Origin of the sequence: Blattabacterium cuenoti, from assembly GCF_014252455.1 — a bacterium.
Classification (GTDB): Bacteria; Bacteroidota; Bacteroidia; order Flavobacteriales; family Blattabacteriaceae; genus Blattabacterium; species Blattabacterium cuenoti_R.
The window spans coordinates 164,316-186,994 of record NZ_CP060245.1; the positions used below are offsets into that span (position 1 = coordinate 164,316).

The 22,679-nt window shown below is 23.8% G+C and carries 23 protein-coding genes; 10 read left to right on the forward strand and 13 right to left on the reverse strand.

Translation table 11 applies throughout. The annotated features are described in order from the left end of the window. Positions 1-18: 18 nt before the first annotated feature. Genes H0H56_RS00775 through guaA form a run of 4 tightly spaced genes read left to right on the forward strand, consistent with a single transcriptional unit; the run spans position 19 to position 4,962 of the window. Entirely contained in the window at positions 19-582 is a 564-nt protein-coding gene (locus tag H0H56_RS00775; protein ID WP_185873973.1) for a formyltransferase family protein, read from the forward strand. Between the two features lie 54 nt (positions 583-636). Further along, the gene (gene purH, locus H0H56_RS00780; RefSeq protein ID WP_185873974.1) at positions 637-2,166 is read left to right on the forward strand and encodes a bifunctional phosphoribosylaminoimidazolecarboxamide formyltransferase/IMP cyclohydrolase; all 1,530 of its coding nucleotides are present in this window, start codon (positions 637-639) and stop codon (positions 2,164-2,166) included. A 7-nt stretch (positions 2,167-2,173) separates the two neighbouring features. Next, a complete protein-coding gene (gene purD / locus H0H56_RS00785; RefSeq protein ID WP_185873975.1) occupies positions 2,174-3,412 on the forward strand; it encodes a phosphoribosylamine--glycine ligase in 1,239 nt (412 codons plus the stop codon). Positions 3,413-3,417: 5 nt separating this feature from the next. Next, positions 3,418-4,962 carry a glutamine-hydrolyzing GMP synthase gene (guaA, locus tag H0H56_RS00790; protein WP_185873976.1) on the forward strand — a complete coding sequence of 515 codons (1,545 nt, stop codon included), beginning with the start codon at positions 3,418-3,420 and terminating at the stop codon, positions 4,960-4,962. Positions 4,963-4,965: 3 nt separating this feature from the next. Here the strand turns inward: guaA and accD are convergent, their stop codons facing one another. Together accD and fbaA are read right to left on the reverse strand one after the other, a co-directional pair. Further along, positions 4,966-5,805, reverse strand: coding sequence for an acetyl-CoA carboxylase, carboxyltransferase subunit beta (accD, locus tag H0H56_RS00795; protein WP_185873977.1), 840 nt, complete (start codon positions 5,803-5,805; stop codon positions 4,966-4,968). A gap of 4 nt (positions 5,806-5,809) precedes the next feature. Then, on the reverse strand, positions 5,810-6,880 hold the full coding sequence (gene fbaA / locus H0H56_RS00800; RefSeq protein ID WP_185873978.1) for a class II fructose-bisphosphate aldolase: 1,071 nt from the start codon (positions 6,878-6,880) through the stop codon (positions 5,810-5,812). Between the two features lie 183 nt (positions 6,881-7,063). Here fbaA and H0H56_RS00805 point away from each other — a divergent pair, with 183 nt between their 5' ends. Next, positions 7,064-9,640: a UvrD-helicase domain-containing protein gene (locus H0H56_RS00805; RefSeq protein WP_185873979.1), complete on the forward strand. Its 2,577-nt coding sequence runs from the start codon at positions 7,064-7,066 to the stop codon at positions 9,638-9,640. 15 nt (positions 9,641-9,655) lie between these two features. Here H0H56_RS00805 and lipA read toward each other — a convergent pair whose 3' ends face one another. Next, positions 9,656-10,510: a lipoyl synthase gene (gene lipA, locus H0H56_RS00810; RefSeq protein ID WP_185873980.1), complete on the reverse strand. Its 855-nt coding sequence runs from the start codon at positions 10,508-10,510 to the stop codon at positions 9,656-9,658. A gap of 95 nt (positions 10,511-10,605) precedes the next feature. Here lipA and H0H56_RS00815 point away from each other — a divergent pair, with 95 nt between their 5' ends. The 3 genes from H0H56_RS00815 to H0H56_RS00825 are packed head-to-tail and all read left to right on the forward strand — an operon-like array spanning position 10,606 to position 13,069. Beyond that, complete coding sequence (locus H0H56_RS00815) at positions 10,606-11,712, forward strand: Nif3-like dinuclear metal center hexameric protein (RefSeq protein ID WP_185873981.1); 1,107 nt, start codon at positions 10,606-10,608, stop codon at positions 11,710-11,712. 2 nt (positions 11,713-11,714) lie between these two features. After that, positions 11,715-12,503, forward strand: coding sequence for a zinc ribbon domain-containing protein (locus H0H56_RS00820; RefSeq protein WP_185873982.1), 789 nt, complete (start codon positions 11,715-11,717; stop codon positions 12,501-12,503). Positions 12,504-12,508: 5 nt separating this feature from the next. Further along, positions 12,509-13,069, forward strand: coding sequence for a thioredoxin family protein (locus H0H56_RS00825; RefSeq protein WP_185873983.1), 561 nt, complete (start codon positions 12,509-12,511; stop codon positions 13,067-13,069). Here H0H56_RS00825 and H0H56_RS00830 read toward each other — a convergent pair. From H0H56_RS00830 to H0H56_RS00845, 4 genes are read right to left on the reverse strand one after another with little or no spacing between them, the layout of a single operon-like run. Then, a complete protein-coding gene (locus tag H0H56_RS00830; RefSeq protein ID WP_185873984.1) occupies positions 13,053-14,060 on the reverse strand; it encodes a DHH family phosphoesterase in 1,008 nt (335 codons plus the stop codon). The two genes, H0H56_RS00825 and H0H56_RS00830, sit on opposite strands and share 17 nt — an antisense overlap. Beyond that, entirely contained in the window at positions 14,061-15,494 is a 1,434-nt protein-coding gene (locus H0H56_RS00835) for a CCA tRNA nucleotidyltransferase (RefSeq protein ID WP_185873985.1), read from the reverse strand. It lies immediately after the preceding gene. 5 nt (positions 15,495-15,499) lie between these two features. Then, a complete protein-coding gene (locus tag H0H56_RS00840; protein ID WP_185873986.1) occupies positions 15,500-16,081 on the reverse strand; it encodes an L-threonylcarbamoyladenylate synthase in 582 nt (193 codons plus the stop codon). A gap of 32 nt (positions 16,082-16,113) precedes the next feature. Next, the gene (locus tag H0H56_RS00845; protein ID WP_185873987.1) at positions 16,114-16,929 is read right to left on the reverse strand and encodes a 2,3,4,5-tetrahydropyridine-2,6-dicarboxylate N-succinyltransferase; all 816 of its coding nucleotides are present in this window, start codon (positions 16,927-16,929) and stop codon (positions 16,114-16,116) included. Between the two features lie 55 nt (positions 16,930-16,984). On the opposite strand from H0H56_RS00845, the gene ruvX reads away from it, so the two are divergent. Both ruvX and def read left to right on the forward strand, forming a co-directional pair. Beyond that, on the forward strand, positions 16,985-17,419 hold the full coding sequence (gene ruvX, locus H0H56_RS00850; protein WP_185873988.1) for a Holliday junction resolvase RuvX: 435 nt from the start codon (positions 16,985-16,987) through the stop codon (positions 17,417-17,419). Next, the gene (gene def / locus H0H56_RS00855; RefSeq protein WP_185873989.1) at positions 17,416-17,937 is read left to right on the forward strand and encodes a peptide deformylase; all 522 of its coding nucleotides are present in this window, start codon (positions 17,416-17,418) and stop codon (positions 17,935-17,937) included. Before ruvX ends, def begins: the two co-directional genes overlap by 4 nt. 17 nt (positions 17,938-17,954) lie before the next feature. Here the strand turns inward: def and rplT are convergent, their stop codons facing one another. The 6 genes from rplT to glpK all read right to left on the reverse strand — a co-directional run bounded on the left by rplT (position 17,955) and on the right by glpK (position 22,636). Then, positions 17,955-18,299 carry a 50S ribosomal protein L20 gene (gene rplT, locus H0H56_RS00860; RefSeq protein ID WP_185873990.1) on the reverse strand — a complete coding sequence of 115 codons (345 nt, stop codon included), beginning with the start codon at positions 18,297-18,299 and terminating at the stop codon, positions 17,955-17,957. A gap of 5 nt (positions 18,300-18,304) precedes the next feature. Further along, positions 18,305-18,493 carry a 50S ribosomal protein L35 gene (gene rpmI, locus H0H56_RS00865; protein WP_185873991.1) on the reverse strand — a complete coding sequence of 63 codons (189 nt, stop codon included), beginning with the start codon at positions 18,491-18,493 and terminating at the stop codon, positions 18,305-18,307. 1 nt (position 18,494) lies between these two features. After that, positions 18,495-19,025: a translation initiation factor IF-3 gene (infC, locus tag H0H56_RS00870; RefSeq protein ID WP_238858490.1), complete on the reverse strand. Its 531-nt coding sequence runs from the start codon at positions 19,023-19,025 to the stop codon at positions 18,495-18,497. A gap of 62 nt (positions 19,026-19,087) precedes the next feature. Further along, positions 19,088-20,338 carry a threonine--tRNA ligase gene (thrS, locus tag H0H56_RS00875; RefSeq protein ID WP_185873992.1) on the reverse strand — a complete coding sequence of 417 codons (1,251 nt, stop codon included), beginning with the start codon at positions 20,336-20,338 and terminating at the stop codon, positions 19,088-19,090. Between the two features lie 54 nt (positions 20,339-20,392). Beyond that, entirely contained in the window at positions 20,393-21,121 is a 729-nt protein-coding gene (locus H0H56_RS00880) for an MIP/aquaporin family protein (protein WP_185873993.1), read from the reverse strand. A gap of 15 nt (positions 21,122-21,136) precedes the next feature. Beyond that, on the reverse strand, positions 21,137-22,636 hold the full coding sequence (gene glpK / locus H0H56_RS00885) for a glycerol kinase GlpK (RefSeq protein ID WP_185873994.1): 1,500 nt from the start codon (positions 22,634-22,636) through the stop codon (positions 21,137-21,139). Between the last annotated feature and the right edge of the window lie 43 nt (positions 22,637-22,679).

A 22,679-nucleotide genomic window follows, 5' to 3' on the forward strand; every position in this document is an offset into this window, starting at 1 on the left:
AATATTTTCATTTTTTTTATGAAAAAATTAGCTATTTTAGTATCTGGTAATGGAACCAATATGAAACATATATTGCATGCTATTTATCATGGAGAATTGAAAAATTGTAAAGTTGATTTAGTAGTTTCTGATAGAGCTTGTAAAGCAATCCAATATTCTTTAAAAAAAAATATTCCTACTTTTCATTTTGAAAAAATAAATCAACAATTTATATCATCAAAAATTCATCATATTTTAATAAAATATATTCCAGATATTATCGTACTTTCTGGTTTTCTTTCTATACTAAATGCAGATTTTTGTAAAAAATGGGATAAAAAAATTATCAATATTCATCCTTCTCTTTTACCAAAATATGGAGGAAAAGGGATGTACGGAATGAAAATACATCAAAAAGTCCTAAAAAATAAAGAAAAAATATCCGGAGCTACAGTTCATTATGTGAATAAACATATTGATTCAGGAAAAATTATTTTACAAAAATCTTGTTTACTTTCTGATAAGGAAACTATAAAATCTTTATATAAAAAAATATCTATCATAGAAAAAAAAATACTTATTCAATCTTTAAATAATTTTTGACGATTTATTTAAATTATATATAATATAAAAAAATTGATTTATTTCTATCATTCTATGAAAAAAGCTTTAATTAGTGTTTTTGAAAAAAATAAAAAATTATTTAATTTTGTCCATTTTTTATATAAAAAAGGATATCAAATTATTTCTACTGGAGGAACCTTTAAATATTTAAAAAAAAATGGAATAATAAATATTATAGATATAGCTGATTTTATCTCTTTTTCTGAACAATTAAATGGAAGAATAAAAACTATTCATCCTAACATTTACGGAGGTATATTAGCGGATAGATCTAAAGATAATCATATGAAATATCTTATATCTCATAAAATCCATCCTATTGATATTGTATTAGTCAATTTTTACCCATTTGTTGAAAAATTATCTCAAAAAAATTTTTCTATAGATTCATTAATTGAATTTATTGATATAGGAGGTCCATCTATGCTACGTGCAGCAGCAAAAAATTTTTTATATGTAACTCCTATTACAGATAATAATGATTATATATTAGTAAAAAATGAAATACAATTATATGGGAATACTTCCTTAAAGTTAAGAAAAAAATTAGCCGGTAAAGTATTTTATATAACATCCGCATATGATGCTGCTATTTCTAAAGCTTTTCTTATCGACGAAAATTTTCCTGAATATTTAAATTTTTCTGCTTATAAAAAGAAAATGAATCTCCGTTATGGAGAAAATCCTCATCAAAAAGCTGCTTATTATATTAATACGATTCATAAAGGAGCTATGCAAGATTTTCATCAATTAAATGGGAAAAAACTTTCTTTTAATAATTTAAGAGATATGGATATAGCTTGGAAAGTTGTCTCACAATTTTCTGAACCAGCTTGTTGTACAGTTAAACATTCTACTCCTTGTGGAGTAGCATTAGGAAAAAATATTATCGATGCTTTTAAAAAAACTTATGAGTCCGATTTTATTTCATCTTTTGGAGGTATTTTGGCTGTAAATAGGACAATAAATATAGAATTATCAAAAGTAATTAATCGTCTTTTTTTAGAAGTAATTTTATCTACAAATTATGAAATAGAAGCATTGAATATTCTTAAAAGAAAAAAAAATCTAAGAATTATTAGAATAATAAATCCTATTTCCGATAAATTAGAATATCTAAAAATAGATGGAGGAATCTTAGTGCAAGAAGTGGATTCTTTATTTTCTGATAATTATCATATAGTAACTAAAAAAAAATTTTCTAATACAGAAATAAAATCTTTATTATTTGCTAATAGAGTAGTAAAATATGTCAAATCTAATGCTATTGTTGTAGCTAAAGAAACACAAACTTTAGGAATTTCTGGTGGTCAGACTAATCGAATTTGGGCTGCTAGTCAAGCTATACAAAGAGCTTTAGAAAAAAAAAATAATGATAATTTAGTTCTTGTTTCTGATGCATTTTTTCCTTTTCGTGACGTAGTAGATTCAGCCGCGAATTCTGGTAAAATCACAGCGATTATTCAACCAGGAGGATCTATAAGGGATGAAGAATCTATTAAAGCTTGTGATGAATATGGAATAGCTATGGCTTTTACTGGGAATAGACATTTTAAACATTAAAAATAATATGAAAATTTTAATTTTAGGTAGCGGAGGACGTGAACATGCTATTGGAAAAAAATTATTGCAAGATAATCCATTTATAGAACTTTATTTTTATCCTGGGAATGGCGGTACAAATAAAATAGGAAAAAATTTAGAAACTAATTATAGTATTTCAGAGTTATATTTTTTTTCTAAAAAAAATGCAATAGATTTAACTATTGTTGGATCAGAAAATTTTTTATTAGATGGAATCGTAGATATTTTTAAAAATGGAGGATTAACCATCATGGGGGCACATTACCAATCTTCTAGATTAGAAGGAGACCGTATGTTTGCTAAATCATTTATGAAAAAATATGGAGTAAGAACTCCTCAATATAAAGTTTTTACTTCTTATCAAAAAGCTATAAATTTTCTAAAAAAAACGACTTATTCAGTTGCAATTAAAACAAATGGAATAGCAGAAGGGAAAGGTGTTTTTTTAGTTAAAAATAAACAAGAAGCAGAACAAGCTTTAAATTATATATTTATAGATAAAAAATTTGGAAAATCTGGAAATAAAGTTATCATAGAAGAATTTTTGAAAGGAAATGAATCCTCTATCATATCCATATATAATAGTAAAGAGATTATTCCTTTTTTATCGGCTAAAGATTATAAAAAAATAGGAGAAAAAGAAACAGGAAGTAATACAGGTGGTATGGGATCTATATCACCTAATCCATATATGAAAAATGATATTTGGATAGATTTTAAAAAAAATATATTAGAACCAACTTTAGAAGGATTATTTTTAGAAAAATTAACTTTTTTTGGATTTATTTATTTTGGATTAATGATTACATCTACTAATAAAGTTTATTTATTAGAATACAATACTCGGATGGGAGATCCTGAAACTCAAACTTTATTACCTTTAATGAAAAGTAATTTTTTACATATTATACAATCCACTTTTATGAAAAAAGATATAGTTATTGCTTGGAAATCTTTATGTTCTTGTTGTGTAGTTATATCTTCAAAAGGATATCCAGAAAAATATGAAAATGGAAAGATTATAAAAGGTTTAAACTATTTAAAAGAACCTTTTTATATTGCTGGAGCAAAAAAGGAAAAAGAAGAATGGATCACATCACGTGGACGTGTTTTAAATATAGTAGGATTAGGAAAATCTATAGAGGAGGCTAGAAAAAAAGCTTATCAAAAAGTTCAAAAAGTTTATTTTGAAAACTGCTATTTTAGAAAAGATATTGGTTTATAATTGTTATGAAAAAAGATTCTATTTTAATATTAGATTTTGGTTCCCAATATAGCCAAATCATAGCAAGAAAAATTAGAGATATAGGTGTATATGCTATTGTATATCCTTATAATATTTCTATGAATCATATTTTATCAAAAAAACCAAAAGGAATTATATTGTCAGGAAGTCCCTTTTCTATTTATGAAAAAAACCCTCCATTAATATCTAAAAATATTTTACAAATAAATATTCCTATCCTTGGAATTTGTTATGGAATGCAACTTTTGGCTTTTCTTTTTGGAGGAGATATTAAAAAATCCGAATATAAAGAATATGGAAAAACTAATTTTATTATAGATAATTACAATCATCATTTATTCCATGGAATACCAAAAAAATCTATTGTTTGGATGAGTCATTGTGATCAAATACACAATCTACCAAAAGAATTAAAAATTATTGGACATACTTCTTCTTGTTATGCTTCCGCTTTTATTCATAAAATAAAAAATATTTATGCTGTACAATTTCATCCAGAAGTTAATCATACAGAATTTGGTATTTCCATAATAAAAAATTTTATTTTTAATATTTGTAAATGTATTATAAATTGGGATTTAAATAATTTTTTAAAAATTACTATAGAAAAAATTAAAAAACGTGTATATAATAAAAAAGTTATATTAGGTTTTTCTGGAGGTGTGGATTCTTTTGTAACTGCTTATATCATTCATAAAGCTATTGGAAAATCTTTACATTGTATTTTTATAGATACGGGGTTACTTTTAAAACAAGAAAAAGAAAAAATATCCTATTTATGTAATAAAAAAATGAATTTTAATATTAAAATTATAAATGCTAAAAAACGTTTTTTATCTAGTTTAAATGGGGTAATTGATCCTGAAAAAAAAAGAAAAATTATAGGAAAAGAATTTATTTCAATTTTTCAAAAAGAATCAAAAAAAATTAAAAATGTAGAATTTTTAGCACAAGGGACTATATATTCTGATGTGATTGAATCTTCTCTTAAATACAAAAAAAAAAATTCTATAATAAAATCTCATCATAATGTAGGAGGGCTACCTACTCTTATGAAGTTAAAACTACTGGAACCATTAAAAAAATTATTTAAAGATGAAGTACGAAAAATAGGAAAAGAATTAAAAATACCAAAACAAATTTTATATCGTCATCCATTTCCCGGTCCTGGATTAAGTATTCGTATTATTGGAGAAATAAATCAAAAAAAAATTTCCATAGTTCAAAAAGCAGATAATATTCTTTTTCAAGAATTACAAAATTATAATATTTATAATTATGTGAGTCAAGCTTTTATCATTTTATTACCAATAAAAACTGTCGGAGTAATGGGCGATAAAAGAACTTATAAATATACTTCCGTATTACGGATTACAAATACGGAAGATTTTATGACAGCTACTTTTTCACGTTTACCTTATGATTTTTTAGAAAAAGTATCCAATAGAATTATTAATGAAGTAGATGGAATTAATCGGTTAGTTTATGATATTACATCTAAACCACCAGCTACTATTGAATGGGAATAATTTTTACATCATCATAGAAATAAGATTAGATATATTTTTTTTTAATTCAGTTCTATAAGAAATTAAATCTATAAAACCGTGTTCTAAAAGAAATTCAGAAGTTTGAAATCCATCTGGTAGATCTTTTCCTATTGTTTGCCTAATTACTTTAGGACCTGCAAAACCAATTAAAGCCCCAGGTTCAGCTATATTTATATCTCCAAGTAAGGCATATGAAGCAGTAACTCCTCCTGTAGTTGGATCTGTCAGAACAGATATATAAGGAATTCTAGCATCACGTAATTGAGTTAGTCTAGCTATTGTTTTAGCCATTTGCATTAAAGAAAAAGAAGATTCCATGATTCTTGCTCCTCCAGATTTAGATATTAAAACATATGGTAATTTTTTTTCAATACAATATTTGATAGCTCTAGATATTTTTTCACCGACTACTGATCCCATAGATCCTCCTATAAACGAAAAATCCATACAAGATATTACTATGTCAATCCCTTTCATTTTTCCTACTCCTGTTCTAATAGCATCATATAAATTTGTTTTTTTTCTAGCATCCTTTATTCTATCTATATACTTTTTCCGATCTATCCATTTTATAGGATCTTTACTAATCATTTTAACATTTTTTTCTAAAAAAGTTCCATGATCAAAAAGAATTTCAAAATATTCTTTACTATGAATTCTTACATGATATCCATCTTCTGGACTTACATACGCGTTTTTTTTTAGTTCTTCCGTATCTATAATTTTTCCACTAGGAGTCCTATACCATAACCCTTTTGGTAAATTTTTTCTCTCTTCTGTAGGTGTTATAATATTTTTTTTTTTTCTTAAAAACCAAGCCATGGTTTTATAACGTATTAATATTATTCATTAATTTAAAATATTTTTTTAAAAAACTTTTAAAAGTTTTTTCTCCTTTTCTCATCCATACTCTAGGATCATAATATTTTTTATTTGGAAGATCTTTCCCTTTTGGATTACCAATTTGTTTTTCTAAATATTTTTTATTTATATTCATATAATCTCGTACTCCACAAGTAAAAGCATATTGCAAATCTGTATCTATATTCATTTTAATTACTCCGTAACTAATAGATTCTTGAATATCCTTTATAGAAGATCCTGATCCTCCATGAAAAACAAAAAAAACGGGTTTTTCTTTAGTAAAAAACTTTTTTTTTATATAATTTTGAGTTTTTTTTAATATTAATGGACGTAAAATAATATTTCCAGGTTTATATACTCCGTGTACATTTCCAAAAGAAGCAGCTATAATAAAATTTTTACTAATTTTTATTAATTTTTCATAAGCATATGATACATCTTGTGGTTGAGTATAAAGTTTTTCATTATCTATATTAGAATGATCCACACCATCTTCTTCACCACCTGTCACACCAAGCTCTATTTCAAGAGTCATTTTATTTTTATTCATTCTTTCCAAATATTTTTGACAAATATTAATGTTGTCTTCTAAGGGTTCTTGAGAAAGATCTAACATATGTGAACTAAATAATGTTTTTCCACAACGTTTATAATATTTTTCATTAGCATTTAGTAAACCATCTATCCATGGAAGATTTTTTTTAGAACAATGATCTGTATGAAGAATTACTGTAGATTTATAATTTTTAGCTAATTCATGAACATGTAAAGCACAAGCTATAGATCCTTGAATAGCTGCTTTTTGTTCTTCTTTATTACTAAACCCTTTTCCTGCGTAAAAGGAAGCTCCACCATAAGATAATTGAATAATTACAGGAGAATTTACCTCTGCTGCAGTTTCCATAACTGCATTTATTGTATTAGATCCAATAACATTTACAGCAGGGATAGAAAATATTTTTTCCCTAGCATATTCGAATATTTCTCCGACAAGACTTCCAGTGGCGACTCCATAAGGAAATTTTCTATACATATTTTTTTTATAATTTTAGTTTAGTATGAGAAAATGTAAAAAAATGAATTATTTACAATAAATTATAAATATATATAAAATTTATACTTTTCATTAGTTTTATTTATTAAATACCAACCTTCTCAAAGAAGGTTGATTATTTTTTTCTTTATTAAATTGTATAATATTTTTTTAAAATTGATTATGTTAGTTCCTACAGCTACATTAAAAATATATAACGCTTCAGCAGGTTCTGGAAAAACTTTTTTTTTAGTAAAAAATTATCTTTCTATTTTATTTAAAAGTTCTCATGATGATGAATTTAAACGTGTATTAGCCTTAACTTTTACAAATAAAGCTTCTGAAGAAATGAAAAAAAGAATATTACAATGTATTCAAGAATTTTCGATTCAAAAAGTTAGTAAAGAATATTCTCATTTTTTTTTTTATTTAATAAAAGATTTAAAATTAACAAAAGATCAATTATACAAACGTGCTAAAAAAATATTATCTGCAATTTTACATAATTTTTCCTATTTTTCTATCAATACTATAGATAAATTTACTTATAGGATTATTCGATCTTTTACATTGAATAAAAATCTAGATTTAGAAATGGATACTAATAGATTTTTATGGGAAATAGTAGATAATTTATTATCTAAATTGAAAAATTCAGAAAAATGGACTCATATTCTAGTCCAATTTTCTTTAGAAAAATTAAGATCAGGTAAAAATTGGGATATACGGAATGAACTATTTAAAATAGCTCATCTTATAGTAGATGAAAATAGTTTTTTTCCTATGAAAAAAATAAAAAAAAGATCATTAGATGATTGGATAAAATTAAAAAAAAAATTATTAAAAAGAACCCAAATATTTGAAAATATATGTCAAAAACAAGGAGAAAAATTTTTTAATTTTTTAAAAAAAACATCTATTCAAAAATATTCATTTCCTTATGAAGATTTACCAAAATTTTTTAAAAAATTTTGTACGGGGGATCTTATTTTAAATCCATTTAAAGACCGTTTAGAAAAATATCTTTTCATCAAAAAAAAAATATATAAGGATACTTTAATTTTAGATCAAAAAAATAGAATAAAAAAATATACTAAGTCAATTCTTTTTTTATATAAAGAAACAAAATATTTATATCAAAAAAATATTTCTTCTTATATTTTAGATAAACTTTTTTTAAAAAATTTGAATCTTTTATCTATCATCAAAGAAATAGAAAAAGAACTTTTTTCCTTAAAAAAAGAAAAAAAAATTATTTTAAATGCAGAAATAAATAAAATACTCCATGAAAGAATTATTAAAGATCCATTTCCTATTATTTATGAAAAAATGGGATCACAATATAAACATTATTTCATAGATGAATTTCAAGATACTTCATTTTTACAATGGAAAAATATTCAAATTTTAATAGAAAATGCTTTATCAGAAAATGGGTCAGCTATGATAGTAGGGGATCCTAAACAATCTATATATCGTTTTAGAGGTGTAGATGCCAAACCTTTTATACATCTAATTTCTTCTGATGATTCTAAATTTTATCATAAAAAAATAATAAATATAGAAACAAATTTTCGTAGTTATGAAGTAATTGTACAATTTAATAATTCACTTTATCAACACGTTCATGAATTTTTTCATTCTACTATTTATAAAGATATTTATAAAAAATATAAACAAAAAGTATTTAAAAAACCTGGAGGATATGTTGAATTAAATTTTGTTGATAAAAAAAAAACAAATAATTATAAAGAATATATTTATTCTCAAATAGAGAATAGAATTAAAAAATTATTAAAACAAAAGTATCAACTATCGGATATAGCCATATTAGTTAGAAATAATGTCGAAGGAATTTTTTTATCTGAAAAACTCATAAAAAACGGATTCATGGTAAATACGTCCGTATCTCTTTTGATAAAAAATCATGTAGAAATAAAAATTATTGTACATTTTTTTTATATGATTTTAAAACCTAATTGTTTAAAAAATAGAGCAGATTTAATTTTATTATTATTACAAAATAAATTCATTTATACTAAAAAGAAAAATCATGATTTTATTATAGATACCTTATTTTTACCTTTAGATCTTTTTTTTAAAAAAATTTTTTTAAAAAAATCATTGAATTTAAAAAATTTATATTATAATCAATCTATATATAAAATAGCCGAAAATATAATTCATGGATTAGGTTTATTAAATAAATATAATACAGCATCTATTTATTCTTTTTTAGATTTTATTCATAGGTCTATAAAAATTATAGGAAATTCTATCGTAGATTTTTTAGAATATTGGGAATATAAAAAAGAAAAAGAAAGTATCATTATTACTGATGAAATAGATGCGATACGTTTAATGACTATTCATAAATCTAAAGGATTACAATTTCCTGTAGTACTCCTCCCTTTTACAGATTGGAATGCTTCTTTTAAAAAAAAAGAAGGAGCATGGATCAATATTTCACCTCATTTATATCATGGTTTGGATACTATGTATTTAGATATAGAACCGTATTTTAAACATATAAAAGATAATTACATCCTAAATTTTTACAAAAAATATTTATCTAAAATAAAATTTGATAATATTAATTTATTATATGTCGCTACTACTCGTCCTATAGAAAAACTTATTATTTTTTCTAAAAAAGTAAATGATCAATCTATTTCTATATATATTAAAAATTTTTTACAAAAAAAAAAATTATGGAACGATAAAACATTACAATATGTTTTTGGTAACAATGATAAATAATAATATCAAACAATTTTATTTTACATGTTTTTCAGCATGATAAGAAGAACGGACTAATGGTCCACTTTCTACATATTTAAATCCCATTTTTAATCCAATTTCTTCATATTCTTTAAATTCTTCTGGTAAAATAAAAAAATGTACTGGATAGTGTTTGAAAGAAGGTTGTAAATATTGTCCAATAGTAAGAATATCTACTTTAGAATTTTTAATATCTTTCATTGTTTCTAAAATTTCTTTCCTTTTTTCTCCCAACCCTAACATAATACCTGTTTTTGTTCTAATATTTTTATTTTTTTTCTTTATATATTTTAATACTTTAAGACTCCGATCGTATTTAGCTTGAATACGTATTTTTTTTGTTAATCTAGAAACTGTTTCTACATTATGAGAAATTACTTCTGGATGAACATTGATGATTTGATCTATTCTTTTTTTATCTCCTTTAAAATCAGGTATTAATGTTTCTATTGTAATATTTGGATTTCTAGATCTAATAATTTGTATAGTTTTTACCCATATAGAAGTTCCCATATCTTTTAAATCATCTCTATTCACTGAAGTTATAACTGCATGTTTAATTTTTAATATTTGAATAGATTTAGCTACTTTTTCTGGTTCTTTCCAATCCACTTTTTTAGGACGTCCTGTTTGTACTCCACAAAATCGACAAGATCTAGTACAAATATTTCCTAATATCATAAAAGTAGCTACTCCTTTACTCCAACATTCTCCTATATTAGGACAACTTCCACTTTGACAAATTGTATTCAATTGATGTAAAGAAACTAATTTTTGTAAATTTTGATAATTTTTTCCAATTGGAAATTTTACTCTTATCCAATTAGGTTTTTTTTTAATTACATTCATAATTTTTTTTTCATCAAAAATAGAATTTTATACTTTTATTATAAAAATCAATTTTTTTTATAAATTTGTTCATTTATTTATTATATAAAAAAATAATGGAAGTTTTAGTAAAAGATATTTCTAAAATTTTAGAAAATTTTGCTCCTATAGAATATGCAGAAGACTATGATAATATAGGATTAATTATTGGATCATATAATCAAAAAGTAACAAAAATTTTAATTACTTTAGATATTACGGAAAAAGTTATTGAAGAATCAATCTATAAAAAATGTAATTTAATTATATCTTTTCATCCTATTTTTTTAAAAAATTCAATAAAAAAGTTAAATGGATCTACTTATTTGGAAAGATTGGTTATTTCTGCATTAAAAAATGATATATCTATTTATGTTATTCATACTAATTTAGATGTTATATGGCAAGGTACTAATTCATATATATCTCAAATTCTAAAATTAAATAGAATGAAGGTTCTCATTCCTAAAATAGGAACTATGAAAAAATTAACGACATATGTTCCAGTTTCTTTTGCTAAAAAAGTTAGAAATTCTTTATTTGATGCAGGTGCTGGAAAAATTTCTAATTATAGTCGTTGTAGTTATAATTTTGATGGATTAGGTAGTTTCATGGGAAATGAAAAAACTAAACCTGTTGTTGGAAAAAAAGGAAAATTTCATTTAGAAAAAGAAACTTGTATTAATGTTCTTTTTCCATTTCATAAATTAAATAGAATTAAAAAAGCACTTTTTAAAAATCATCCTTATGAAGAAGTACCTTACGAAATTTATAATATTGAAAATATAAATCCCTATTTAGGAATAGGAATTATAGGATATATAGAAAAAAAAATAAATGAATCTGATTTTCTTTTTTATTTAAAAAAAACTTTTAATTTGTCATGTATTAAACATTCTCCATTTATTGGAAAAAAAATTAATAAAATAACGATGATAGCAGGGGCAGGAAGTTTTGGGATTGAATATGCTTTAAAAGAAGAGGCACATGTTTTTATATCATCTGATTTAAAATATCATGATTTTTTTAAAAATGAAAATAAAATTTTAATTGTAGATATAGGTCATTATGAATCTGAACAATTTAATAAAAATTTACTTAAAGATTTTTTGAATAAAAAATTTATTCATATTCCTGTTTATGAATCAAAAATTTTAACAAATCCAGTCCAATATTTTTATTAAAAATGAGAAAAAAAATACAAATTACTGTTGTAAATAAATTAAGAATTTTATATAATATTCAATTAATAGATACTCGTATAGATGAAATACAAAAATTTCGTATAAATACTCCTATAGAAATTTCTAGTTTAGAAGAAGAATTTAAAAAATTTAAAAAAAATTTGAAAACTATTCAGGAAAATATTTTTTCTCTAAAAGAGAATATTTTAAACAAAAATAAAAATATTAAATCTTGCGATACATTTATACAAAAATATGAAAGTCAAAAAAATAATATAAGAAATAATAAAGAATTATATGCTCTAAATAAAGAAATTGATTATCAAAAATTAGAAATTCAATTATATAAAAAAAAAATAAAAGAAATTAATTTAAAAATTAAAAAAAATGAAATTCTTTTAAAAAAAGAAAAAAAAATATTAAAAAATAAAAAAGAACATCTTTTTCAGAAAAAAAAAGAATTGAATAAAATTCTTTTAGATAATGAAAAAGAAGAAAAAATTTTACGAAAAAAATATCTATTATTTTCTAAAAAAATAGATAATAATTTATTTCAAACTTATAAAAAAATCAGAAATGGAGTAAAAAATGGAGTAGCTATTGCTCCAGTTCAAAGAGGAGCTCCTTTAGGATCATATTTGGCTATTACCCCTCAAAAATATTCAGAACTTATACAAAGAAATAAAATTTTAATTGATGAACATAGTGGAAGAATATTAATAGACGGGGAATTAGCTGAAGCTGAAAATAAAAAATATTTTATGTTTTCAACAAAAAAAAAGAAAAAATAAATATTATGGTAGTAACCTATTCTTCTAATGATATTAAAATTCATATCATCAAAAGTTTTGAATTATTAGAACCTTTATCAGGTATAAAAAAAAATATGAAATTTTTTTTTTCTGAGAAAGCAACTGTTATTATGTTTATTTGTAATCATTGTCCATATGTAAAACATATTAATACAGAATTGGTCCATTTGGCTAATCATTATATATTAAAAGGAGTTTCTTTTATTGCTATAAATTCTAATGATGAAAAAAAATATCCAGAAGATTCTCCAAAAAATATGAATAAAATATCTCATAAATTAGGGTATACATTTCCTTATTTTTTTGATGAAAAACAAGAAGTAGCTAAATATTATGGAGCTCAATGTACTCCTGAATTTTTTATATTTAATGGGATAGGTCATTTATGTTATCATGGAAAATTTGATGATTCCAGTCCAGGAAATAAACTACCAGTTACAGGATATAATGTAAAAAAAATATTAAAAACTATTTTAAAAGGTATAAAAATTACTAAAATAATACAAAAACCTAGTTACGGATGTAATATTAAATGGAAAACATAAGATTTTTATAATAATTAGGAATAATATTTAAAAAATATTCAATAGATTCGGATAAACTTGTTTTTAATAAACCACCTGCAGCATTTTTATGCCCTCCTCCTCCAAAATGTTTTCTAGCAAAAATATTTACATCAAAATTACCTTTTGAACGAAAAGAAATTCTAATTGGAGATCGTTCATTTTCTTCAAAAAAGAAAACAGAAAAAACAATATTTTTTATTTTTAAACCATAAGTAATAATACCTTCTGTATCCCCTTTTTGATAAGAATAAAAATTAATATCTGAGGAATTAATACTTGTATAAGCAGTTCTATATTTATCTATCACTTGTAATTTTTTCAATGCTTTTGACAAAATTTTTAATCTATTTACGTTATATTTTTCGTGTATATGATTATATATATTTTCAATATCAATTCCTTTTTCTATTAATTTTCCAACAATAAAATGAGTTTCAGAAGTTACGGATGGAAAACGAAAAAAACCAGTATCAGTTATAATACCAACGTATAAACATGTAGCTATTTGTTTATCAATTTTATCTAAATTTTTCATATTAGATATAAATCTAAATACTAAAATACTCGTAGCTGCTACTGTTATATCTGAAAACATAAAATCAAAATAAAAGGGATATGGATGATGATCTATTAATATTTTTTTTGCTTTAGAACAAAATAAAAATTTTTTTAAATTTTTTATTCTTGATAAATTATTAAAATCAATAAAAAAAATATAATCCGAATCTACAATTTTTTTTTTAATTAATAATTCAGTTTTTTCTGACAAAATAATAATATCATTACTCCCAGGTAGCCATCTAAAAAAATCAGAATATTCTGTAGGGGATATTAAATCTACATCATGATTTAATTTTCTGAAATAAAATAAAAGAGCTAAAGAAGAACCTAAAGCATCTCCATCTGGATTCATATGTGGGATTAATACAATTTTTTTTTTCTTTGTTCCGTTAATATTAGAAAATAACATCTATGTTTTTTTTAAATTCTTTTTTTTTAACCCTAATTCCTCTCCTTTTTTTAACATCAAAAAATAAGCAGAATGAAATTCATTTGATATTTTTCCTTCTAAAATAGACTCCTTAATAAAATTTTTTATAATCCCTATTTTTTTACATGGTTTAATATAAAAACTATTCATGATATCATTTCCTGTGATAGGTGATTTCCAGTTTTGTATACGATCTCTCTCTTCTAATTTTTTAATTCTTTCTATAAAAGAATAGAAATTTTTTTTGTATAAATTCTTTTTTTCTATATTTTTTGTAGTAATATCAGCTATACATAATGTAATCAAATCTTCAATATCTTTTCCCATATCAAATAATAATCGACGTATAGCAGAATCACTAATACTAGTTCCTAATAAAGAAATAGGTCTATAACTATTTTGTATCATTTTTTTTACATATTTCATATGTTTTCCTTTTGGTAATTTTAAACGTTGAAATATATTTGGAATCATTTTGGATCCTACAAATTCATGTGCATGAAAAGACCATCCTATTTTTGGAAAAAATTTTTTAGTATAATATTTTCCTATATCATGTAGCAACGCAGCCCATCTTAACCAAAGAGAATTTTTTTCTTCTTTACTAATATTATCTACTACTTGCAAAGTATGATCAAAATTATCTTTATGTTTATATCCGTTTTTTTCTTCTATTCCCTGTAATAAAGTAAGTTCTGGTAATATTATGGATAATAATCCAGATTTATATAATAATAATAAACCTATAGAAGGTTTTTTAGTTAAAAGAATTTTATGAAATTCTTCTATAATTCTTTCTACAGAAACAATATTTATTCTATTTTTATTTTTTTGAATAGATTTAAATGAAGATTTTTCAATAACAAATTTAAGTTGAGTAGAAAATCGGATAGCTCTCATCATTCTAAGAGGATCATCAGAATAAGTAATATCGGCATTTAAAGGTGTTCTTAAAATTTTATTTTTTAAATCCAATAATCCTCCAAATGGATCAATCAATTTCCCATAATCTTTTTTATTTAAACTAATAGCTAAAGCATTAATTGTAAAATCTCTCCTATTTTGATCCTCTTGTAAAGATCCAAATTTTATTATAGGATTTCTACTATATAAATGATACGATTCTTTTCTAGATCCTACAAATTCTATTTTTTGATTATTATATTCTAACATAGCAGTTCCAAAACGTTTAAAAATATTTATTTTAGAAGTATTTTTTATATTTTTCGAAACTTCTTTAGCTAATCGAATTCCTTCCCCTATAGTTAAAATATCTAAATCTTTAATACTTTTTATTCCAAGTAAAAAATCCCTAACATAACCTCCTACTACATAACAATCTTGTTTTATATTTTGTGCAGAATAACTAATAATGCGAAATATATCTTGATGAATAGCAGAAAATAATTTCATATAAATTACTTACGTATTATTTTTACTTTATTTGAAACAATTTTTAAAATAGAAGAATTACTATAGATAGCTTTTTCTTTTCTACGAAAATTTACAGCATAATCAATTTTATTTAAAATATCTGGATTAATTTCAGAAAATGAATGAGGAGTCGTATCTCCTGATAAATTAGCAGAAGTAGAGACTATCGGTCTATTTAAATGATGAATTAAACGAGTACAAAATGGATCCATTGTTAAACGAATAGCTACAGTATTATCTATATTATTTTTTAAGCAATTATAAATTATTTTACGAGGATTTTCATATACTATAGTAATAGGTTTCTTTTTATTATGATAATTTTTAAGAATTTCTATAACTATATCAGGAATATCCTTTACTAATTCGTATAAACGATCCATAGATTCTACTAAAATAATCATAGATTTAGAAAAATTTCTATTTTTTATTTTATATATTTTTTCTATAGATTTTAAATTAAATATATCACATCCTAAACCCCATACAGTATCTGTAGGATATAATAAAATTTTTCCTTTTTTTAAAAAATTTGTACTTTTTTCTATTTCTTCGTCAAAAAACATGAAAAAAAAATAATAGAAAATTTAAAAAATTATTAAAATAAATGATGCGTTCTTAATACTTCATTTAAAGAAGTTTTTTTATTAGTACTTTCTTTTCTTTTTCCAATAATTAGTGCACATGGAATATGATATATTCCTGAAGGAAATTTTTTAGGATATGTTCCAGGTATAACTACAGATGATGGAGGAATAACTCCTTTCATTAAAATAGAATTTTCATTAGAAACATCAAAAATTTTAGTAGAAGAGGTTAAAACTACATTAGCTCCTAAAACAGCTTCTTTTTGTATAATTACTCCTTCTACTAAAATACATCTAGATCCAATAAAAACATCATCTTCAATAATAACTGGAGAAGCTTGTATAGGTTCTAAAACTCCTCCTATTCCAACTCCACCACTGATATGAACACGACTTCCAATTTGAGCACAACTACCTACCGTAGCCCATGTATCTATCATAGTTCCTTCTCCTATATAGGCTCCAATATTAACATAAGAAGGCATAAGAATCACTCCTGTAGAAATATAAGATCCGTAACGTGCTACTGCGGGGGGAACTACACGAATTCCTTTTTTTTTAAATTTATTTTTTACCGGAATTTTATCATAAAATTCTAAAGGGCCCAATTCTATTAAATTCATTTTTTGAATAGAAAAATACATAATAATAGCTTTTTTAACCCATTCATTTATTCTCCATTTTCCATTTAAAAATTCTGATACTCTTATATTTCCTTTATCTATTTGATTAATCACATATATTACATCATTTTTTAAATGATATTCTAATTTTTCCTTATGATTCCAAGCATTTTCTATTGATAATTTTAGTTTATTTAATTTCATAAAAAATTTATAAAAACAAAAGTAGTAAAAATATCTATATTTGTTCTTATTTATTATGACAAAAATATTGGGAATAGATTACGGCAAGATTATAACAGGATTATCTATAACAGATAATAAAAAAATATTTTCTTTTGGACTAACAGCTATTTTTACTAAGAATTTAATGAATTTTTTAGATATTATTATGTATAATTCCCCTATAGAAAAAATTGTTATTGGTCTTCCTAAAACTTTACAAAATAAAAATTCTGCATTAGAAAAATATATTAAAAAATTTATTTATAAATTTCATAAAAAATATCCTAATATTATAATAGAACGATTGGATGAACGTTTTACATCTAAAATGGCTTTTATTACTATGATTGAATTAGGATTAAAAAAAAAACAAAGAAGAAATAAAGGAATTTTAAATCAAATTAGTGCTACCATTATTTTACAATCTTATCTTATTAAAAATTTGAAAAATAAAAAAAAATTATCATGATCTTACCTATAGTTTTTTATGGAAATCCTATTTTAAGAAAAAAATCTATAGAGATAGATATTCATTCTTGTAGAAGAACAATTAATACATTAATTAATGATATGTTTGAAACTATAGATAAAGTACAAGGAATAGGTTTAGCTGCTCCTCAAATAGGAAAAAATATACGAATTTTTATCATAAAAACTCCTTTTTACAATAAAAATCAGGATATAATAAATAATTATGAAGAAGTTTTTATTAACGCTAAAATAATAAAAATATACGGAGAATTATGTAATTTTAATGAAGGATGTCTTAGTATTCCTGGAATTATGGGATATGTTAAAAGAAAATCTCATATAATAATAGAATATTATGATCATAATTGGGAAAAAAAGAAAAAAACTTTACAAGGTATATGTTCTAGAGTTATACAACATGAATATGATCATATTGAAGGAAAACTTTTTATAGATTATTTTTCTTCTATTAAAAAAAGAAAAATAGAAAAAAAGCTTATCAATTTTTTTAAATAAAAAATATCACTTATCTATCACAAAATATTATCTATGATTTTTTTGAAAGACTGAGGATCATTCATAGCAAAATCTGCAAGATATTTCCTATTAATATGAATATTATTATTATATAATTTTTTTATAAATTGAGAATAAGATATTCCATACTTTCGTACTTCAGCATTAATACGTTGAATCCAAAGAGATCTAAAATCTCTTTTCTTTTTTTTTCTACTTGAAAAAGCATATACAAATGATTTCTCTACAGCATTTTTAGCTACTGTATAAACCTTACTTCTAGCTCCATAAAATCCTCTTGCTAATTTTAATATTTTTTTACGTTTTCGTCTAGAATTTACAGAATTAGTAGATCTTGGCATTTATCTTATAGTTGTTTTTTTATATTTTTTTGATCTGATCTTTTTAATAAAGAAAATTTAGAAAGTTTACGTTTCCTTTTTTTATTTTTTTTAGTTAAAAGATGATTTTTAAACGCATGTTTTTTTTTGATATAACCACTTGCTGTTTTTTTAAATCTTTTTTTTGATCCTGATTTTGTTTTTAATTTCGGCATATTAAAACTTTTTTGGAGCTAAAATCATGTACATTCTTTTTCCTTCCATCACCGGCATTTGTTCGACTTTTCCATATTCTTCAATTTCTTCTGCAAATTTTAGCAATTTTATTTTACCTTGATCTTTATATACAATTGAACGCCCTTTAAAGAAAACAAAAACTTTTACTTTATCACCCCGCATTAAAAATTTTTCAGCACTCCTAATCTTAACTTTCCCATCATGATCTCCTATTTGAGGACCAAATCTAATTTCTTTAGTATTTACTTTAATTTGTTTCGCTTTAAATTGTTTCTTTTTTTTCTTTTGTTCATATAAAAATTTTTTATAATCCAATATCTTACATACTGGAGGATTAACTTTAGGATTGATCTCTACTAAATCTAATTCTTGATCCATTGCTAATTGAAGAGCTTCTTTAATTGATATAATTCCTTTTTCAATATCCTTCCCTACTAACCGTATCTGATGAGAATCAATATATTGATTAATACGATGATGCTCCTTTTTTTTTGTAAATGTACGATATATTCTCTTTTTTTTATGATGAACTCTAATAAATTTTTTTTTTATAGCTTTATAATTTTATAAGTTTATTTAAATGAGTTACTTTCTTTAAAAATAGCATCTATTCCATTAGAAATAGTAAAAATACCTAAATGACCAACATTATGACGTCTTAATGAAATCATTTCATTTTTTTCCTCTTTATCTCCCAAAATAATCATATAAGGAATTTTATTTTCTTCTGAATCTCTAATTTTTTTATTAATTTTTTCATTTCTACTATCAATAAAAACACGAATATTATAATCTAACATTAAATTTAAAATTTTTTTTGCATATATCATATATTTATTACTGATAGGAAGTATTACCGCCTGATATGGAACTAACCATAATGGGATATTTCCTTTTGTATGTTCAATTATAATCGCTATAAGACGTTCTAATGAACCAAAAGGAGCCCGATGTATCATTACTGGACGATTTTTTTCATTATTTTTTCCTTTATAATATAAATCAAATCTTTCCGGGAGATTATAATCTACTTGAATAGTTCCTAATTGCCAATTTCTATTTAAAGAATCTTTAAATAAAAAATCTAATTTTGGACCATAAAAAGCAGCTTCTCCATAATGAATAGAAGCATTTATTTTTTCTTCTTTTACAGCTGTTAAAATAGCATTTTCAGCATTTTTCCAATTTTTTTCTGATCCAATATAATAATTATCCCCTTTTTTTTTAGGATCTCTAAGGGAAACTCTAACTGTATAATCTAAAAAACCAAGACAACGAAAAACATAAAAAACTAAATGTATTACTTTTTTAAATTCTTCTAAAAGCTGATCATATGTACAAAAAATATGTGCATCATCTTGGGTAAAACATCTGACCCTTGTCAAACCATTCAATTCTCCACTTTTTTCATATCGATATACTGTTCCAAATTCAGCAAACCTTTTAGGAAGATCTCTATATGACCATTCTTGTGAACGATAAACTTCACAATGATGAGGACAATTCATAGGTTTTAATAAAAATTCTTCTTCTTTCCGAGGGGTTTTAATGGGTTGAAAACTATCTTTTCCATATTTATTCCAATGTCCACTTCTAATATATAATTTTTTATGTCCAATATGAGGAGTAATAATCATTTCATATCCATGTTTTTTTTGAATATCAGTTAAAAATTTTTCTAAATTTTTTCTAAAAATAGTTCCTCTAGGTAACCATAATGGCAATCCTGTTCCTACTCTATCAGAAAAAATAAAAAATTTTAATTTTTTTCCTATTGATCTGTGATCTATATTAGTATTTTTTAAAACTAAAGATTTATCCATTTACCTTTACTAAAAAAAAAGTTACAAGTTTTTTTTATAATATTTCTTTCATGATTAAGATGATAAAAATAAATATAAAATAGATGCAAAACAACTACCAAAAATAGGACCTAATCCAGGTATCAACGAATAATTCCAATGTCTTTTTACCTTTCCAGGTATAGGTAAAAGTGTATATATAATTCTTGGACCTAAATCACGAGCAGGATTCATAGCATAACCAGTAGTTCCTCCTAAAGATAATCCAATTGCTAATAATACTAAAGAAGATAAAACGGCTACTAATATTGGAGATTTTCCTTCCTGAAAAAAAATAATTTTTTCTGAAAGATATAAATTTAAAAAAATAAAAATAAAAGTCACTAATATTTCACTTAAAAAATTAGAATAAAATTTTTTAATAGAAGGAACTGTAGCAAAAACAGATAATTTATCTTGTTCTTTTTTCGTTTCTAAAAAATGATCTTTATATAAAATCCAAACTAATAAAGATCCTAACATAGATCCAATAAATTGAGAAACAATATAAGAAGGGACTAACTTCCAATTAAACTTTCCAACTATAGCCAATCCTATTGTTATAGATGGATTTAAATGTCCACCACTATAAGGATAAGAAACTAAAATTCCTATAAAAACTGCTAAAGCCCAACCAATAGTAATAGTTAACCATCCTCCATTCCCATGTCCTTTAGTTTTATTTAAAACTAAATTAGCTACTACTCCATTTCCTAAAAAAACTAAAATCATTGTTCCGATAATTTCTGCATATATTTTTATCATAATATATAAAATTTACTAAAATTCATTTGACCAAGAACGAGTAGTTTTTATTGCTTTTTCCCAACCTTTAATTCTTTCCAAACGACTTGACATTTTTTTTGGTTCAAAAACCTGTTCTAATTTCCACTTATCTTGAATATCTTCAAAACTAGTCCAATAATTTACAGCTAATCCAGATAAATAAGCAGCACCTGCTGCTGTAAGTTCAGAAATTTTTGATTTAACGACTTTCACATTTAAAATATCAGATTGAAATTGCATTAATAATTTATTAACCGTAGCTCCTCCATCAACACGAAGTTCTTGTATAGAAATTCCAGAATCTGCTTCCATTGCTTTTAATACATCCATATTTTGAAAAGCTATACTTTCTAAAGCTGCACGTACAAAATGAGCAGAAGTAGTCCCCCTAGTAATTCCTACAATAGTTCCTCTAGCTTTTTGATCCCAATAAGGAGCCCCTAATCCAGAAAAAGCTGGCACCATATATAATCCTTCTGTATTATCTACAGAAACAGCAAGTTTTTCTGCTTCATTAGAAGATAAAAGGAGACCTAATCCATCTCTCAACCATTGTACAACCGCTCCGGCAATAAAAACACTCCCTTCTAAAGCATATTGAACTTTATTATTAATTTTCCAAGCAATAGTTGTTATTAAATTATTTTTAGAAAAAACAGGTTTATCTCCAACATTCATTAACATAAAACAACCCGTTCCATAAGTATTTTTTACCATTCCAATTTTAGTACACATTTGACCAAAAAGGGCCGCTTGTTGATCTCCTGCAATTCCAGATATAGGAATTTTATGAGAAAGAATACTACCTGTAGTATAACCAAAAATTTCACTAGATGATTTCACTTCTGGAAGCATATTTTTTGGAATATCAAACAATTTAATTAAATCTTGATCCCAACTTAGTGTATGAATATTAAAAAGCATTGTACGAGAAGCATTAGTCACATCTGTTACATGATTTTTTTTCCCAGTTAAATTCCATATTAACCAGGAATCAATAGTTCCAAAAGCTAATATTCCAGAATTTGCTTTTTTTCTAGCTTCTGGAATATTTTCTAATATCCATTTAATTTTTGTAGCAGAAAAATATGGATCGATAATAAGACCTGTTTTTTTTATAATCATTTCAGTGAATCCTTCTTTTTTAAGAAAATCACAATAATTAGATGTACGTCTATCTTGCCAAACGATAGCATTAAAAATAGGTTCTCCCGTTATTTTATCCCATACTACAGTAGTTTCTCTTTGATTAGTAATTCCTATTGAAATAATATTATCTCCTGATAAGTTTGCTTTTAATATAGCTTCTAAAGCTACTGAAGCTTGTGTAGACCATATTTCTTCTGCATTATGTTCTACCCATCCAGGATAAGGATAAATTTGTGTAAATTCTCTTTGAGCTACGGAAATAATATTTCCTTTTTTATTAAAAATAATAGCTCTAGAACTAGTAGTTCCCTGATCTAATGATAGCACATATTTTTTCATAAACATATAATAATGATATAATAATAGCATTGTAAAAGCTTATTAAAAT